9 protein-coding genes are annotated in these 17,346 nt (G+C 49.7%); all 9 read right to left on the minus strand.

Going from position 1 to position 17,346, the window contains the following annotated elements; genetic code table 11:
- Positions 1-77: 77 nt before the first annotated feature.
- Positions 78-1,883, minus strand: coding sequence for a methyl-accepting chemotaxis protein (locus D0S45_13550; GenBank protein TIH14082.1), 1,806 nt, complete (start codon positions 1,881-1,883; stop codon positions 78-80).
- 362 nt (positions 1,884-2,245) lie between these two features.
- The gene (locus D0S45_13555) at positions 2,246-4,405 is read right to left on the minus strand and encodes a 4Fe-4S dicluster domain-containing protein (GenBank protein TIH14083.1); all 2,160 of its coding nucleotides are present in this window, start codon (positions 4,403-4,405) and stop codon (positions 2,246-2,248) included.
- A gap of 2 nt (positions 4,406-4,407) precedes the next feature.
- Positions 4,408-5,031: a lactate utilization protein gene (locus D0S45_13560; protein ID TIH14084.1), complete on the minus strand. Its 624-nt coding sequence runs from the start codon at positions 5,029-5,031 to the stop codon at positions 4,408-4,410.
- 222 nt (positions 5,032-5,253) lie between these two features.
- Positions 5,254-6,444 carry an acetate kinase gene (locus D0S45_13565; GenBank protein TIH14085.1) on the minus strand — a complete coding sequence of 397 codons (1,191 nt, stop codon included), beginning with the start codon at positions 6,442-6,444 and terminating at the stop codon, positions 5,254-5,256.
- 1 nt (position 6,445) lies between these two features.
- Positions 6,446-8,563: a phosphate acetyltransferase gene (locus D0S45_13570; GenBank protein ID TIH14139.1), complete on the minus strand. Its 2,118-nt coding sequence runs from the start codon at positions 8,561-8,563 to the stop codon at positions 6,446-6,448.
- 203 nt (positions 8,564-8,766) lie between these two features.
- A complete protein-coding gene (locus D0S45_13575) occupies positions 8,767-10,062 on the minus strand; it encodes a (Fe-S)-binding protein (GenBank protein ID TIH14086.1) in 1,296 nt (431 codons plus the stop codon).
- A gap of 1 nt (position 10,063) precedes the next feature.
- Positions 10,064-11,449, minus strand: a complete 1,386-nt coding sequence (locus D0S45_13580; protein TIH14087.1) for an FAD-binding protein — start codon at positions 11,447-11,449, stop codon at positions 10,064-10,066.
- Positions 11,450-11,557: 108 nt separating this feature from the next.
- Positions 11,558-13,270 carry an L-lactate permease gene (locus D0S45_13585; protein TIH14088.1) on the minus strand — a complete coding sequence of 571 codons (1,713 nt, stop codon included), beginning with the start codon at positions 13,268-13,270 and terminating at the stop codon, positions 11,558-11,560.
- 226 nt (positions 13,271-13,496) lie between these two features.
- Positions 13,497-17,021, minus strand: coding sequence for a pyruvate:ferredoxin (flavodoxin) oxidoreductase (gene nifJ, locus D0S45_13590; protein ID TIH14089.1), 3,525 nt, complete (start codon positions 17,019-17,021; stop codon positions 13,497-13,499).
- Positions 17,022-17,346 lie beyond the last annotated feature (325 nt).

Raw genomic sequence — 17,346 nt, forward strand, 5'->3', positions numbered from 1 at the left:
AAGAACAGGACAATGGATTTATCAATTCGAAGCTGCATTAGAGCCTATTTTTACAGGCTATTCAAGCCTAAATAAACTTAACTTCTAAGTTCTTCAACAAGCGCTACCAGCGCATCCACCTCACGGGAAAGATCCGTGGCGGCTTCGGCTGCAAGCATACTGTTGCGGGCGTTATCTTCAGTCATGGAATCAATCTCCGCAATGCTGCGGTTGATTTCATCAGAGGTTGCGGACTGCTCTTCGGCAGCAGTTGCAATGGACTGTACCTGCCCTGCTGCATTCGAAGCAAGACTCACAATCTCAGTCAACACTTCACCGGAAGAACGAGAATGGTCTGTTGCCCCGCCGATAGCTTCCACAGCAGTGCGCATGCCTTCAATATTCTGTTTAGCAAGTCCCTGAATGGAAGTAATAGACTTATCAACTTCATCAGTAGCACCGATGGTCTTTTCAGCCAGCTTACGCACTTCATCTGCAACAACAGCAAATCCTCTACCAGCATCACCAGCTCGGGCGGCCTCAATGGCAGCGTTCAGGGCCAGCAGGTTGGTCTGATCTGCAATATCATTAATTACACCCATGACGGTACCGATCTCAATGGACTGAGTGTTGAGTTGATCCATAAGCCTTTCCAGCTCATTAGTCTGGTCCTGAATGCTGACCATGGATTCGATGGTCCCCTGAACAACACTTTGTCCTTCAGTCGCTTTATCTCTGGTCTGTTCGGTATCTTCGTTGGTCTCGGTGGCGTTGCGGGCAACCTCTAGAACAGTAGCGTTCATCTCTTCCATGGCAGTTGCGGTTTCAGCAATACGCTGCTTCTGAAAGTCACTGCCGTTCATAATTTCATTGGTAGACTTTTCAACATCGCGGGAGATTTTAACGATGTTGTTAAGTACGGTCTCAAGCTTATTTGCAGCGGTCAGCATACCTTCACGCTTTGCGCCTTCCGCCTCTTTGCGGGCTTCGTCAGCCTCAGCAGCCATTTTTTGGGCCACGCGGGCCTGCTCGGCAGACTCAGCTTCCTTACGCTTGATGTCCGTAAGGTTATCATCAAGAGTAGTGGTCATAGTGTTGATGGCCTGCTGCAAGGTAGAGATTTCACTCCTACCGGTGGGATTGAGGGTAATGGTCAAGTCGCCTTCAGAAACATTCACAGCAGCCTCAGTTGCAGCTTTGATAGGATTAACAATAGAGCGGACTATAGTGAGACAAAGCGGAGCAAGAGCGAAAAGAAGCAATCCAAGCATGATCAAAATAATCTTAGTAGTACCACTGTTAACTGCGTCGTCAATAATAGTTCCGACACGAGTTTTTTCCGCTTCGATATTATCAATGTAAACCCCGGTACCTATCCACATGTCCGTGCCGGGAATCATCGCTGCATACCCAAGCTTGGGCTGAAGTCCCTTTCCGGGCTTATCAAAAACATACTCTACAAAACCGCCGCCATTACGAGCCTGTCTATCAAGGTCTTTAACAAAATACACACCGTTCTTATCCTTGGCTCCGCTGAGATCTTTACCCTGCAAAGCTTTTTTAGGCGGCAAGGCAACAACTACTGTACCTTTGTAAACAAAGAAATATCCAGATTTATCATTTTCAAACCTGAAACTATCAATGGATTTACGGATGAATTCAATCTTGGCATCATTACCATCTACACTTCTAAGCTGTGACCCCATAGACTCAGCCGCAGCGCGAGTCGCAACTTCGACTTTGTCCTTTTGGCCCTGAAGCATGACGTTTTCAATCTCGCTGAGACCAATATGCTCAACTTCGCGAATCTCCGCGATAAACATTGCCCCACAAATCATCAAAAAAATAAGCACGGAGGCTAGAAGAAGGACAAACCGCCCACCAATAGACAGATTTTTCAACATAGGACTCTCCCTAAATTCACCATAAAAATAAAAAGATCAGACTGTTATGCCCCAAAACCGCAACAAACATGTTTAAATCTTAGCTTTAAACATACACATCTATCGACATTTAAACAATAAAAGTTGACCCAAAGATAGCCATAAATGAGCAATTACCCCTAACCCAAAAACATTCTAATATACGCAAAAAAGGCTTTTCCATCGGGCGAGCGAATGGAAAAGCCTTAAGTGCGCGGCCTGTAACCGGTTTTTTCAGTTGCGAGGTGAAGGTACCGAGTTTGGAGGCATTATTACATGCCGCAGCTTAAACCACTGTCCGCGACCGGCAAACATAGCCGCGGACAGTGAGCGTGTATCGTATTTTATTTTCTGCGTTCAGCCATGTATTCAGCAATGTGCTTAACTTCGAGATCCGCACCCTGCTTCTTGGCACCACCTCGGATCTGCATTACGCAACCGGGGCAGTCGGTCAGCAGCACTTTAGCACCGCTTTCCTTCGCATTATTAACTTTCTTAGCAAGCAGCTGCTCGGAGATTTTGGGGAACTTCACAGAGTAAGTTCCACCGAAACCGCAGCATACTTCTTCTTCAGCACTTTCCTTGTAATCCAACCCGGCTTTAGCCATCAGTTCGCGAGGAGCGGCTTTAACATCCAGTCCACGGCAAAGGTGGCAGGGAGCATGGTAGGTGACAGCATCACCTGCGGAATCAAGAAAGTCTTCTTTTTCAACACCAAGCACATCGTTCATGAAAGAACTGTAGTCGATTACCTTATCAGCAAATTCCTGCACGCGAGTTGCGTACTGAGGATCTTTGCCGAGCATCTTCATGTAGTTATGCTTCAGGTGGGATGCACAGGAAGCACACATGGTCAGAATGTAATCGCAGTCAGTGTCTTCAAAAGCTTCCATGTTCTGGATGGCAACGTCTCTTGCGGCTGTGACTTCACCCATCATCTGTAGCGGAAGACCGCAGCAGGACTGATCCATAGGGAATTCAAGATTCACATCCTTATTGCGCATGCTTTCCACGGTAGCAACGGACTGTTCGGGGTATACGAAATCCTGTACACAACCGGAGAAGAGCGCAACCTTGTGCTTGGGAGCAGCAACCTTTGCAGGCTGAACCTTAGCCCACATGTCGCGGAAGGGAACCTCAGCAACAGTAGGCAGTGCCCTGAAGTCATGATCAGGCATGAAGATCATGGGCAGATGACGCATGAAGCCGTCTTTACCCTTCATAGGCTTCTGGGCAGTCTTGGCGATGCGCAGGAACTTGTGAAAGAGTTTGCGGTTCTTCATCATTTTCGCAAGGAAGGAGGAGTACATGGGATGTCCTTCTTCTTCCAGAATGCGGGCCTGAATGTCTTTGATCAGACCGGGCAGGTCAATTCCACCTGCACAGATTTCCTTACATGCTCCACAGTTAATGCAGTTTTGAACAAGGTTCTTAGCCTTTTCAGTACCGTGGTAGAAGTAAGTAAGGATGAGGCCGATAGCCCCGATATAGATATGGCCCATTTTATGGCCGCCGACCATACGGTAGACAGGACAAACGTTGGCGCATGCGCCACAGCGTACGCAGCGGTGAACCTGAGAGAACACCGGGTCCTTTGCGAGAGCGCGTCTTCCATTGTCCAAAAACACGAAGTGCACTTTCTTCCTGTCATCCTCAGCCGCGGCACACTCGTTGGACCCGGTGATCCAGGTAACATAAGAGGTGATCGCCTGCCCGGTAGCATTACGGGGCAGTGCTTTCAGAACGCGCAGAGCATCATGAAGCTTAGGGGTCAGTTTATCGAGCCCCATGAGAGCCACATGAACTCTGGGCAGAGTGGTAACCAGTCGGGCGTTACCTTCGTTGGTAACAAGACCGATGGAACCGGTTTCAGCGATAGCAAAGTTACCGCCGGAGATACCCATATCGGCATCAACAAATTCCTGGCGAAGTTCGCGGCGGGCAACCTTAACAAGTGCCTGAACATCGTCACCCTGCTTCTGGCCGGTCACGTCAGAGAAAAGGTCACTGACCTGATGACGGGAAAGGTGGATAGCAGGCATAACCATGTGAGAAGGACCTTCTTTACGCATCTGGATGATCCACTCACCGAGGTCAGTTTCAACCACTTTGAGGTTCAGATCATCTTCGAGGTGGTGGTTAAGCAGGGTCTCTTCCGCAGTCATAGACTTGGATTTAACGATGGTCTTACAGTTTTCATCCATTGCGATGCGGCCGATGATTTCATTGGCTTCTTTAGCATCTTTGGCAAGGTGAACAACTGCACCGCGCTTTTCAGCTTCTTCCTTGAACTGGGCAAAAAGTTCGTCCAGTCTGGATGCGGCAGCGTCTTTGGCATCAGCGATTTCGCGGATCAGAGCTTTTTCATCCATATCTTTGAACGCATTTGCACGGCTGCCGCGGTAGGCAACAGCAAAATTGTCCATTGCAGTTCTCAAGAAATCATTATCAAGGGATTCCCTGATCTCTTTTCTATATTCTTTAAGATTTTTAGCGTCCTGCATGATTAGCCCTCCAGAAGAAGAATATGAAGTTCAAGGGGACCGTGTACGCCGATGGCGAGAACGCGCTCAATATCGGCAGTACGGCTGGCACCGGTGATGAATGCGGTGTAGTCGCCTTTCATCATGTTGCCTTCCATCCATGATTCGAGATCGTAAGAGTTATCCACAAGTTTGGACTTGGGCAGAACTGCTACGTGTACTTCACTGATCATGGTGGCCAGTCTCAATTCTTCATTGGGACAGTTGAGAACGACAGTACCGGTCTCGGCAATACCGTGGTCAACACGGGTAAACGCGATATCAATACCGCCGAGATGGTTGCGGACGCTGTCTTTAATCAGAGTAAAACCGTTTTCTTCACATTGTTTTTCCAGCGCGGCGGCCTCTTTCTTGGCCAGAGCAGGAGCTACAATGGTTTTGCCGGTCTTGGTTGCACAGAGCTGCTCAGCAGTGTTGGAGAGGTTCTGTTCACAACCGGAAATAAGCATTTTACAGGCTTCTTTTTTTCCGCAAAGATCCATTGTGTACTTGTACGCTTCATCCAGAGAAGAAATCTCTGTTACTACAGCGGATACAAGCTCAGCTTTATCGGTAAAAAGCTTTACACTTTCAGCTTTAGCTGTCATTTTTCCCCCAAATACGATGGACGATGTTATTAAAACACTGTCCGTTAATATTTCCGTAAATTCCGCCGTATCCCTTCCACAAGACTGGCGGCACAGCCCCTTCCTTCAAGGCTGTTACGGACCGTTTCCTTCAGGCAGTCCTTCTAGTAAGGAGGCCTGTCCATTCTTCTACCGGGGTGAAGTCTTCCACACTTCACCCCGGTTTTTTTTCAATATATACTCTTACAGTCCGAGAACTGCTACAGTATCGTTAGCAATTTCGAGTTCTTCGTTAGTGGCGATAATCGCTACCTTAACGGCACCGTCATCATCACTGATGAAAGAGGGAGTTCTATCCCAGTTCTCGTTTTTATCTTTGTTGATGGTGATGCCAAAGTTTTCGAGGCCAGAGAGGCAATTTGCACGGTAAATTTCGTCGTTTTCACCGATACCTGCGGTGAATACGATTGCATCTACACGGCCGAGTTCAAATGCGTAAGCACCGATGAACTGACGTACGCGGTGGCAAGCCATTTCCAGAGCGAGTTCTGCTTTTTCATCACCTTTTTCAATGCGGGCATGAATATCACGCAGATCGTTGGAACCGCAGATACCCTTCAGGCCGCTCTCATTGGTGAGAGTAGAAACTACTTCAGCAGCACTCTGGCCGGTTCTTTCAGCAATGAAACCCACGATTGCAGGATCAACATCACCGCAACGGGTACCCATGATGATACCGCCGAGAGGAGTCAGGCCCATGGAAGTGTCGTAGCATTTGCCGTTCTTAACTGCGGAAATGGAAGCTCCGTTTCCGAGGTGAACAGTAATGATGTTGGACTCTTCAAGAGGCTTGCCCAGAAGCTTTGCGGTTTCGCGGGCAACAAACTTGTGGGAAGTGCCGTGCATACCGTATTTTCTAAGGCCCCATTTTTCATAGTACTCGTAAGGAACGCCGTACATGTAAGCCTTGGGCTCCATGGTCTGGTGAAAAGAGGTGTCGAAGACAACAACCTGTTTTACACCGGGGAACAGTTCCATAGCGGTTTCAATACCGATAACATGACCGGGGTTGTGCAGGGGGGCGAGAGGGATGCAATCGCGGATGCCCTGCAAAACTTTTTCGTCAACTTCAACAGGCTCGAAGAAAAGCTCACCACCGTGAACAATACGGTGACCGATAGCTGCGATTTCAGCCTTGTCTTTTACAACGCCCTTGTCTGCATCGGTAAGCAGGTTGATAACTTCAACCATACCTTCCCTATGGGTGGGGAAAGGCTGTTCGGCAGTGTACTTTTCAGAAGTCTTGTAGCTGATGCTACCCATTTCTTCGCCGATACGTTCTACGATACCGGAAGCGAGATCGTCACCGGAAGACATGTCTAAGAGCTGGTATTTGATAGAAGAGCTACCAGCGTTGATAACTAAGATTTTCATTTTAAATAAGTCCTTTTTCGGCTGCTGCCTGAATTGCTGTGATTGCGACGGTGTTAACAATATCCGGAACAGTGCAGCCTCTGGAAAGGTCGTTCACAGGCTTGTTGAGTCCCTGAAGTACAGGGCCGATTGCGACTGACTGTTCGGCGGAGCGTTGTACAGCTTTATAGGTATTATTGCCAGTGTTAAGATCGGGGAAAATAAATACGGTTGCCTGACCGGCCACTTCACTGTCGGGAAGTTTAGTTTTCGCGACAGAAGGATCGATGGCGGCATCATACTGAATAGGCCCTTCGAGCTTCAATTCAGGATTGCGTTCCTTGGCAATTTTGACCGCTTCCTTGACTTTCTCAACATCAGCACCCTTACCGGACTGACCGGTGGAGTAAGACATGAGGGCCACGCGAGGCTCAACACCGAAGATCTTAGCAGTTTCGGCAGAGTTCAGTGCGATCTCGGCCAACTGTTCCGCATTGGGATTCGGGTTAACTGCGCAATCGCCGAAAACAAGAACCCTATCTTTCAGGCACATCAGGAAGACACTGGATACAATGGACGCACCGGGCTTGGTCTTAATGAACTCAAAAGCGGGACGGATGGTCTGTGCGGTTGTGGTAACAGAACCTGAAACCATACCGTCTGCGTCGCCCTTCTGAACCATCATGGATGCAAAGTAAGTGGGGTCCAGCATGCGGTCACGGGCGTCAGACATACGGATGCCCTTGTGCTCGCGAAGCTTGTAGTAGGTTTCGCAATAATCATCGAACTGAGGCGCGGACTCGGGGTCGAGGATACGCACATCGTTCATTTCAAGGCCGAGCTGGGAAATCTTTCCAGCGATTTCATCAGCCTTACCGAGCAGGACGATATCGGCAACACCACGACGGGTAAGCATATCAGCTGCACGCAGAACCCTTTCGCCAGTTCCTTCAGGAAGGACGATAGTCTGCTTGTTGGCTTTGGCTTTCTGAACCAGCTTGTACTCGAACATCTTGGGAGTAACTTTGCTGGACTTGCTGGTGATCAAACGGTGTCTCAGCTCATCTGTCTTCACGCTGGCTTCAAAAGTACCCAGAGCGGAGGCTGTCTTGCGCTGATCGTCAGGATCAATTCTTCCGTACAATTCACTCAGCAGCTGAGTGGTACGGTAGGTATTGGTAGAGACGGAAAGGATGGGAGTGGGAACACCGGTCCAACCTTCGATCAAACGGTGTACACTTGCACTGGGCTGAAGTCCGCCGGTAAGCAGGATACCGGAGATATCCGGGAAAGAGCTTGAAAGACGGGAGGCCAGTGAGCTCAAAATAATATCAGAGCGGTCACCGGGAGTGATGATCAGACTGCCGTCTTCAATGTACTCAAGGAAGTTGCCGATACGCATAGCAGCGATGACGTAGTCATCAACAAGAGTATCAAGCCTTCCATGACCGTAAAGAACAGCACCGTCCAACCATTTGCGGACGTCGTTCATGCTGGGGTTACCCAGACTTTCGTTTTCATCAATACCGTAAACGAGGAGTTCCTGCGAACATCTGGTCTTGCATTTGATGCTGGACAGAATCTCATTTTTCTCATCATCAGTTGCGGTGAGCCTGTTGATGATTGCGGCGACGGTGTCTACGCCTTTGTCTTCGAGAGCATCGATAACGAGCTGAGTAGAAGCGATAATGTCGTCAGCGGTCTTCCCTCTTCCATTTGCAACAAGAAGAACGGGGCAGCTGAGGTTGGCGGCGATTTCCGCATTGATGTCGAACTCGAAGTTCTGGTCTTTACCCTGAAAGTCGGTTCCTTCACAAAGCACGAAGTCATACTTCTCTTCAAGCTGGCTGTACTTGTTGAGAATATTCTCCAGCAGCAAAGAGTGTTTGCCGCTGTTGATGAGTTCCCTTGCTTCCTTCAAGGTGTAGGCATAAGTATCCTCATAACTGATATCCAGTTTGAAATGTTCCATGATCAGATTGATATCGTGATCACGGGCACCGGTCTGGTTATCATTAATGATGGGTCGGAAGATGGCTACGTGCTGCAGGTCTCTTAGCAACAGTTGCATCACGCCCAGAGCAATGGCAGATTTACCGCTCTTCTCTTCGGTGGCAGTGATGTAAAGGTTTTTAGACACTGGGATTATCTCCTGTGTAGAGCGTGAACGGCTGGAACCTTCAGAGCCGCATTTGAAGAGTTCACGCATTTTCATTAAGTTTTTATTGGGCCGGACGTTACTAAACTGTCCTACTAACCCGAAAATTCATCCAACCAATCCCTATTTGAACTGTTTTTGTTGAAGTAGTCCAGAATGAAATCATTCTGGACTACTTTCGTATACTACTTCAGGGAATCGGCGTAGATTTCAAGGACGTGTTTTACCTCTACTCCACCACCGGTCTGGGACAGCATATCGCCGAGCTGCATCATGCATGCAGGGCAACCTGTTGCCGCAACCTGTGCACCGGCGTCGCGGACGTTACCCGCCTTACGCTCACCGATACTCTTGGAGAGGTCGTAGTGGTAAAGGTTGAAGGAACCGCCGCAGCCACAGCAACGGTTAGCTTCGTTCATTTCCTTGAACTCGTAACTTTCGTTACTCTTCAGCAAGGCACGGGGCTGTGCGGTAACACCAAGAGATTTAGAAAGGTGACAGGGGTCGTGGTAGGTAACGACTTTTCCGCCCTTCTTGGGTTCCGCAGGAGCCTTAACGCCCACGATATCAACGAGGAATGCGTTAATGTCCATGGTCTTAGCTGCGAGATCCTTAACTTTTTCTACGAAAACAGGATCTTCGTTATCAATCATCTTAGGCCATGTTTCATGAAGTGTGGCTGTGCAGGTAGCACAGGGAGTCACCAGATAATCAAAAGTTCCGTCTTCGAAAGCTTTGATATTCTGTTTCATGAGGGTAACCATGGTATCAGCATCACCGGAAGCCAGTGTGGGGATACCGCAGCAGGCCTGCCCCTTGGGCAAGAAGATTCCAACACCGTGGTGTTCCAGAATCTTGATTGCTGCATGACCAACATTGGGGAACATTTTGTCCACAACACAGCCGGGGTAGAAAGCTACCTTGAGGCCGCTCTTACCGCGGGGGCTATCCAGTTCAGGATAATCCTTACGGAAAGGCTTTTTGGCCAGAGGCATGAAGTGACGTTCACCAAGGAGCGGATTCAGCATGGCACAGCTTGCTGCACCGGAGGCTTTGTCGGCAATCTTTGCAAACGGGCCCTGAAACTTCGCGCTCATCTCGGTCAGAGTGTTAAAAAGCTTGGGACGAGTAAGCAGTCCCTTGAAGATCATCTTCTTGGCCGGAGAAAGTCCCTTGTAGGAGGTAACAATAACACGGGCCTTCATGAAGATGTCCATGATCTTAACGCCGGACGGACAGCTGGCTGCACAGGAACCGCAAAGCAGACACCTGTTCAGCTTTTCGTTAACCTGATCAGCGTCTTTGACCATTTCATGGGCAAGTTTCTCCAGAAGAGCGATCTTGCCGCGGGTCACGTCAGCTTCCTGCATGGTTTCGGCGAATACAGGACATACAGCCTGACACATACCGCACTTCATGCAGGCGACCATCTGGTCATCCAGCTCCATGAGATTTTGAGCTAATTGCTTAAGATCTTCCATCCTAGACGTCTCCGATGATCTTGGTGGGATTCAGGATGCCTTTCGGATCAATAGCCCGCTTCATTTTCAGGGAGTACTCAAGGGTAGCCTTGGAAGTTTCTTTTTCCATCCACTTGGATTTTGCCATACCGATGCCGTGTTCGCCGGACAGGGTTCCTTTAAGGGAAAGGGCAACGTCAAAGATTTCATTAACCGCTTCTTCAACACGGTGGAACTCTTCCTTGTTTCTGTTGTCACACAGGATGGTGGGGTGAAGGTTACCATCACCGGCATGACCGAAGGTTCCGATGTCGATTTTGTATTTCTGAGCAATCTTTTCCAGGCCTTCCATCATTGCAGGAATCTGGGAACGAGGCACAGTGGCGTCTTCAAGAACGGTAGTCGGTTTCGCGCGAGCAAGAGCAGGCAGAGCGTTACGACGTGCGGTCCAGAGAGCTTCACGCTCTTCAGCGGTTTCTGCCATCTTAACTTCGTTGGCACCGCATTTCTTACAAATATTAACAACCTTTTCAGCATCTTCGATAACTTCAGCCTGATGGCCGTCAACTTCGATAAGCAGAATTGCGCCAGCATCAGTGGGCAGTCCGGCCTTGGTGAAGTCTTCCACGTAACGGATGGTGGAATTATCAAGGAATTCGAGAGTACAAGGCACAATGTGGTTCGCGATGATGGAAGCAACGGTTTCGGATGCTTTGTGAACATCGGGGAACACAGCCATCATAGCTTTGGATGCTTTCGGCGGCGGAACGAGCTTGAGGATGATGTTGGAGAACACACCCAGAGTACCTTCGGAAGCAACCATAAGACCGGCAAGGTTGTAGCCGGTTACACATTTAACGGTGCGGGAACCGGATTTGATCAGGTCACCGTTTACATCATAGAAATCCATGCCCATGACGTAATCTTTGGTAACACCGTATTTAAGTCCGCGGAGTCCGCCTGCGTTCTCAGCAACGTTACCACCGATGGTGGAAACTGCCTGGGAACCCGGATCCGGGGGATAGAAAAGTCCTTTAGCGGCAACCTGAGCTGCGAACTGCGCGGTTACAACACCGGGTTCTACTACTGCGTAGAGATCCTGCTCATTGATTTCGAGGATTTTATTGAGACCGTTGGTCAGAACAACAACTCCGCCGGGGTGGGGAATGGTACCGCCGGAAAGGTTTGTTCCTGCGCCGCGAACGGTCATGGGCAGGCCATGTTCATTACAGAGTGCGGTAACGGGGCCGATCTGCTCGGTAGTAGTAGGCTTGATTACGAGTGAGGGCACCTGGGGATCGAGTACCGCGGAATCGTAAGAATATGCATGGAGGTCAGCTTCTTCGTGCATGACATTTCCAGCACCTACAATCTTTTCAAAGTCTTTTGCTAATTTAGCGTTGGACATGTTTTTTTTGCTCCTGAATCTAAAAAACAATCATTTATAAAACAAACCCGGACAAATTAAACTCTCAGGACCGGAGCCGTCTCCGGTCCTGAGGGGGACGTTATTTAATTAGTACAATCCGGGGAGGAATACGAAGGACATGAGAGACACAACAACACCTACTACGAGACCGTAGAGCAGGAAGGGCCATACGGTACGCTTAAGGATCTGGCCTTCCATACCGGAGAGACCTACAACCGCACATGCTGCAACGATGTTGTGGATACAAATCATGTTACCCATTGCGCCACCAACACCCTGAGATGCAACGATGAGCTGGCGGGGCAGGTCAAGTTTAGCAGCTACGCCCCACTGGAATTCAGCGAAGAGCAAGTCGGATACAGTGTTGGAACCGGTGATGAAGGAACCGAGACCACCAACAAAGGATGCGAACATGGGCCAGGTCTGACCAGCGATACCGGATACGGCTTCAGCCAATGCCAGAGGCATGGACATGTAGCCATTGGGGTTAAGTGCTGCATCAGCAATACCGGAACCGCGGAAGATGGAGACCAGTGCTACGGAGAAGAACAGCGCGATAGTGGGGTTCTTCATTTTTGCAATAGCTTCTTTCCATGCGGTAGCAGCTTTAGCAGCAGGCATACCGTGAATAAAGATGGTCAGTACTGCAACGAGAGCGAAAGGAATAGTACCGGGGAGGTACAGAACTTTGATGGAGTTGTTTACGGATTCAAAACCGAGAATATTCTTAAAGGGAATTGCAACACCGGCGAGCATGCCTTTGAGGCCAAGCTCAGGGATACGGGTAACAACGAGGATGAGACCGATAAGAATGTAAGGAGTCCATGCTTTAAGCTGGCTCATGTGGGCTTTGAATTCACCGGAGTTTTCAGCGGAAACGGAACCGGTCCATTCAGCATCCCAAGTGGAGGGTGCGCCGAAGTCCCAAGTCTTTTCAGGTACGCAGAAACCTTTTTTAGCACCAAGTACAGCAATGCCGAGACCAACGAGACCACCAAGCAGAGAGGGGAACTCAGGTCCGACAAACCATGCAGTGAAAAGGTAAGGAACGGTGAACGCGGTGGATGCGAAAAGAGAGAATTTCCATGCGCCGAAACCTTCAGACCAGCTCTTGTTTTCACCGAAGTAGCGAGTCATGAAGCCGAGCATGAAGATGGGCAGGAGGTAAATCATGGGAAGGTGCATTACGGTTGCCCACTGACCTACTACTGCGTCGAAAGCTTCCATGGAGTGAAAGTTCAGACCGGGAACAGCAGCGGCAACAGCCTGATCAACATAAGTGGTCAGGTATTTAAAACCGAGAATAACCGGAGTACCGACAGCACCGAAAGTTACGGGAAAAGAGTTGTATACCAGACACATTACAACTGCGCACAGAGGGGGGAACCCGAGGCTTAAGAGCAGCGGAGCTGCCAGAGCTGCGGGTGTACCAAAACCTGCGGCACCTTCAATGAATGCGGCAAACAGGTAACCGATGATCAGAACCTGTACGCGGCGGTCACGGCTGATACCCTGAAAACCGTACTGAATGGTTTCCATACCACCGGAATATTGCAGAGTGTATAGAATGATGATGGCCCCGAAAACAATGATCAGGACGCCGATAGCAGTGATAAAACCGTGAACGGTAAGAGCTGCAACATAAGATGCGGGCAGGTTCCAGACGGCAATTGCGCCTGCAACAGCAGAGAGCCATGCAACGGGCATAGCTTTAGTAGCGGGCCAGCGCAGGCCGACCATGAGTACCAATGCCAGTACGATCGGGATGATCGCAACGAGGGCTAAAATTCCTACAGACATGTTTCCTCCTTAAAAGCAAAAGAATCACTTTTGTTCTTGCCGCACTCTGACGAAAACACTTTCATCATACCACATAAGTACGGCATAGGCTCAACGTTTTTTTTAAAGTCTGCTGAAATGACTTCTGCCCTGCCCTCCTCTTGCTACGAGACCTTCCACAATTCGCAGAGAGAGGGGGTGCTGCGGACGGGCACCTGTGCAGGCCCGTCCGCAGGCGCGGGTGGTGCTATTTGCTTCCGCTGTAATCAGCTTCAGCCATATATTTCAATATTTCATACCGTTCGTTGTAATCTTTTTCGATTTTCGCGCGGTATTCTTTGGATGCTTCGGGGTTGAGACGCTCGAGCAGGCCGTAGCGGTTTTCGCCAGCCATGAACTCCTGCATGGTTCCGTCAGGAGCTTTGGACTCCAGAACGAAGGGGTTCTTGCCTTCGTCAGCAAGCAGGGGGTTGAAGCGGTACAGAGGCCAGTAACCGGAATCTACTGCCAGCTTCATTTCGAGCTGGGTCTTGCCCATACCCTTGCGGATACCCTGGTTGATGCAGGGAGCGTAGCAGATTACGAGAGAAGGACCGGGGTAAGCTTCTGCTTCCTGGATTGCCTTCATGAACTGCTGCTTGTTTGCGCCCATGGATACGGATGCAACGTATACGTAACCGTAGCTCATCATCATGCGGCCGAGGTCTTTCTTGCCGGTGCTCTTACCGCTGGCAGCAAACTTGGCGATGGAGCCGAGAGGTGTTGCCTTGGAGGACTGACCACCGGTGTTGGAGTATACCTCAGTATCCATTACGAGGATGTTGATGTCGCGACCGGAAGCGAGCACGTGGTCAACACCGCCGAAGCCGATGTCGTATGCCCAGCCGTCACCACCGAATACCCAGAGGGATTTCTTGGTGAAGAGGTCTTCCATCTCAGTAATTTCAGCCAGAACTTCGGTCTGGGGAACGGAGTAAACACCGTCCAGAACTTTCTGACCGAACTCTTCAGAGAGAGCTGCGTTATCTTTATTTTCAAGCCAGCCCTTCATGTCAGCTTCGAGTTCAGCGGGAACGCCTGCTTCGATAGCTTCGCCAACGAGGTCAGCCAGTTTTTCACGGCGGTGGGAAACACCCATTTCAAGGCCGTATCCGAACTCAGCTGCATCTTCGAACAGGGAGTTGCCCCAAGTGGGACCGTGACCGTTCTTGTTGGTGCAGTAAGGAGTGGTCGGAGCGGATGCACCCCAGATGGAGGAACAACCGGTGGCGTTTGCAATGATCATGCGTTCGCCGAAGAGCTGGGTGATAGCTTTAACGTAGGGAGTCTCACCACAACCGGAACATGCGCCGGAGAATTCCATCAGCGGACGCTGGAACTGAGAACCCTTAACAGTGGTTCTGCTCATGAGGGTGTCCTTCTCAGGAATGGTCATGGCAAAATCAAGGTTGGGAACTTCAGTGCCGAGCTGGGAAGCGGTGGGCTTCATAACCAGCGCGGTCTCTTTTGCGGGGCAGATATCTGCGCAGTTACCGCAACCGAGGCAGTCCTGAGCGTAAACCTGCATGCGGTATTTGAGACCTTTGATCTCTTTACCCTTTGCATCGATGGTTACGAAAGACTCAGGAGCTTCTTTCAGTTCTTCTTCAGTTACGAGTACGGGACGAATTGCTGCGTGCGGGCAGACAAATGCACACTGGTTACACTGAATGCAGTTTTCAGGCAGCCATTCGGGAACGTTGATAGCAACGCCGCGTTTTTCGAACTGAGCAGTGGAAAGAGGGAAGAGGCCGTCAGGCTCAAAAGCGGAAACAGGCAGGTTGTCACCTTTCTGAGCAAGGATGGGACGGACAACATCAGTGATGAAAGCCGGCTCATCAGATACGGCCGCCTCTCCTTCAGTGAGGTCTTTCCAAGATTCGGGAACATTGATTTCAACAAGGTTGGCAACAGCCTGATCAACAGCAGCATTGTTCATGTTGACGATCTTGTCGCCCTTCTTGCCGTATGCTTTTTTGATGGACTCTTTGAGGTACGCAACTGCGTCTTCAAAAGGAATAACATCAGCAAGCTTGAAGAATGCAGTCTGCATAACCATGTTGATGCGACCGCCGAGACCTACTTCAGCTGCAATTTTAACAGCGTCAATGGTGTAGAACTTGAGGTTCTTCTCAGCGATAGTGCGACGCAGTTCTGCGGGAAGTTCCTTCTCCATGTCTTCAGCAGACCAAGGGGAGTTAATCAGGAAGCTTCCGCCTTCTTTGATGCCTTCGAGCAAATCGTACTGATGTACGTAGCTGGAGTTGTGGCAAGCAATGAAGTCAGCGCTGGTTACCAGATAGGTGGACTGGATAGGATTGTCGCCGAAACGCAGGTGGGACATGGTGATACCGCCGGACTTCTTGGAGTCGTAAGCAAAGTATCCCTGTGCGTACATGTCGGTTTTGTCACCGATGATTTTAATAGCCTGCTTGTTTGCACCGACAGTACCATCAGCACCGAGACCCCAGAATTTACACTGAACAGTTCCTTTAGGAGTGGTGTCCATTTCAGGACCTACTGCGAGGGAAGTGTTGGTAACGTCATCTTCAATACCGACGTTGAAGTGGTTCTTGGGACCAGCTGCTTTCATGTTGTCGAACACGGATTTAACCATGTTGGGGCGGAACTCTTTGGAACCGAGACCGTAACGGCCGGCGGTAACAACGGGGTTCATGCCGCTTTCCATGAATGCGGTACAGATGTCCTGATACAGAGGATCGCCGAGGGAGCCGGGCTCTTTGGTGCGGTCCAGAACAGTGATGTTGGTGGTAGTTGCGGGGAGTACATTGAGGAAGTACTCGGTGAGGAAGGGGCGGTACAGACGTACTTTGATGAGACCCACTTTTTCACCGTCGGCAACGAGCTTGTTGACGACTTCTTCAATGGCTTCACAGCCGGAACCCATGGCAACGATGACTCTTTCAGCTTCTTCGTGGCCCACGTAGTCGAAAGGCTTGTAGTAACGACCGGTGAGATCGCCGACTTTCTTCATGCAGTTGGTAACGATAGCAGGAAGCTGATCGTAGAAACCGTTAGCTGCTTCACGAGCCTGGTAGTAAATATCGGGGTTCTGTGCAGTACCGCGAATGGAAGGATTCTCAGGATTCATTCCTCTAGAACGGAAAGCTGCAACTGCATCCCAGTCAACCAGAGATTTCATGTCGTCGTAATCGATGACTTCGATCTTCTGGATTTCGTGAGAAGTACGGAAACCATCGAACATGTGCAGGAAAGGCACGCTGGATTCAATGGATGCGAGATGGGAAATAAGGGCGATGTCCATACATTCCTGTACAGAACTGGATGCCAGCATCGCGAAACCGGTCTGGCGACAGGCCATTACGTCCTGATGATCACCGAAGATGGAAAGTGCCTGTGCAGCGATTGCGCGGGCGGAAACATGAAAAACACCGGGAAGAAGTTCGCCGGAAATTTTGTACATGTTGGGGATCATAAGCAGGAGACCCTGCGATGCAGTATAAGTAGAAGTAAGCGCGCCTGCTGCGAGAGCACCGTGAACGGCACCGGCAGCACCAGCTTCAGACTGAAGCTGTTTTACGTTGAGGACCTGACCGAAGATGTTCTTACGGCCCTGCGCTGCCCATTCTTCAGCAACTTCACCCATGGTGGATGAAGGAGTAATGGGATAGATGGCAGCGGTGTCACTCATCGCGTAGGAAACGTGAGCGGTAGCTGTGTTACCATCCATAGTTTTCATGTTCTTAGCCATTAAAAAAGCTCCTTAAGAGAATTAATGTAATAACCTCACCGAGTAATTAAAAACCTTGCAAAAACAATCGGAACCCACGGCGCAAGGTTGAACACTCACATAAGCCCTAGTTATCAATTTGCGTGCCAAGTTTCGGAAACCGCATAAAGACAAGGAGATTCAGTCACTTAAAGAACTTTTGTCTTTGCTCTTAATAGTAACCGCTCATTTTTTGTCCGAAATTTAAGACAAATAAACCGTCTTTAAAATTTCATTTTCCCGTTACTGAACTAAAACATTGGTACAAAAGCCCGCACCCCAACGATTTCAGCCCAGAGCACACAAA

Source organism: Marinifilum sp. JC120, from assembly GCA_004923195.1.
GTDB lineage: Bacteria > Desulfobacterota > Desulfovibrionia > Desulfovibrionales > Desulfovibrionaceae > Maridesulfovibrio.

Bases quoted from the DNA above. Each gene is read 5' to 3' on its own strand.
- D0S45_13550 (TIH14082.1), bottom strand. From the start codon at position 1,883: ATGTTGAAAAATCTGTCTATTGGTGGGCGGTTTGTCCTTCTTCTAGCC.
- D0S45_13555 (TIH14083.1), bottom strand. From the start codon at position 4,405: ATGCAGGACGCTAAAAATCTTAAAGAATATAGAAAAGAGATCAGGGAA.
- D0S45_13560 (TIH14084.1), bottom strand. From the start codon at position 5,031: ATGACAGCTAAAGCTGAAAGTGTAAAGCTTTTTACCGATAAAGCTGAG.
- D0S45_13565 (TIH14085.1), bottom strand. From the start codon at position 6,444: ATGAAAATCTTAGTTATCAACGCTGGTAGCTCTTCTATCAAATACCAG.
- D0S45_13575 (TIH14086.1), bottom strand. From the start codon at position 10,062: ATGGAAGATCTTAAGCAATTAGCTCAAAATCTCATGGAGCTGGATGAC.
- D0S45_13580 (TIH14087.1), bottom strand. From the start codon at position 11,449: ATGTCCAACGCTAAATTAGCAAAAGACTTTGAAAAGATTGTAGGTGCT.
- D0S45_13585 (TIH14088.1), bottom strand. From the start codon at position 13,270: ATGTCTGTAGGAATTTTAGCCCTCGTTGCGATCATCCCGATCGTACTG.
- nifJ (TIH14089.1), bottom strand. From the start codon at position 17,021: ATGGCTAAGAACATGAAAACTATGGATGGTAACACAGCTACCGCTCAC.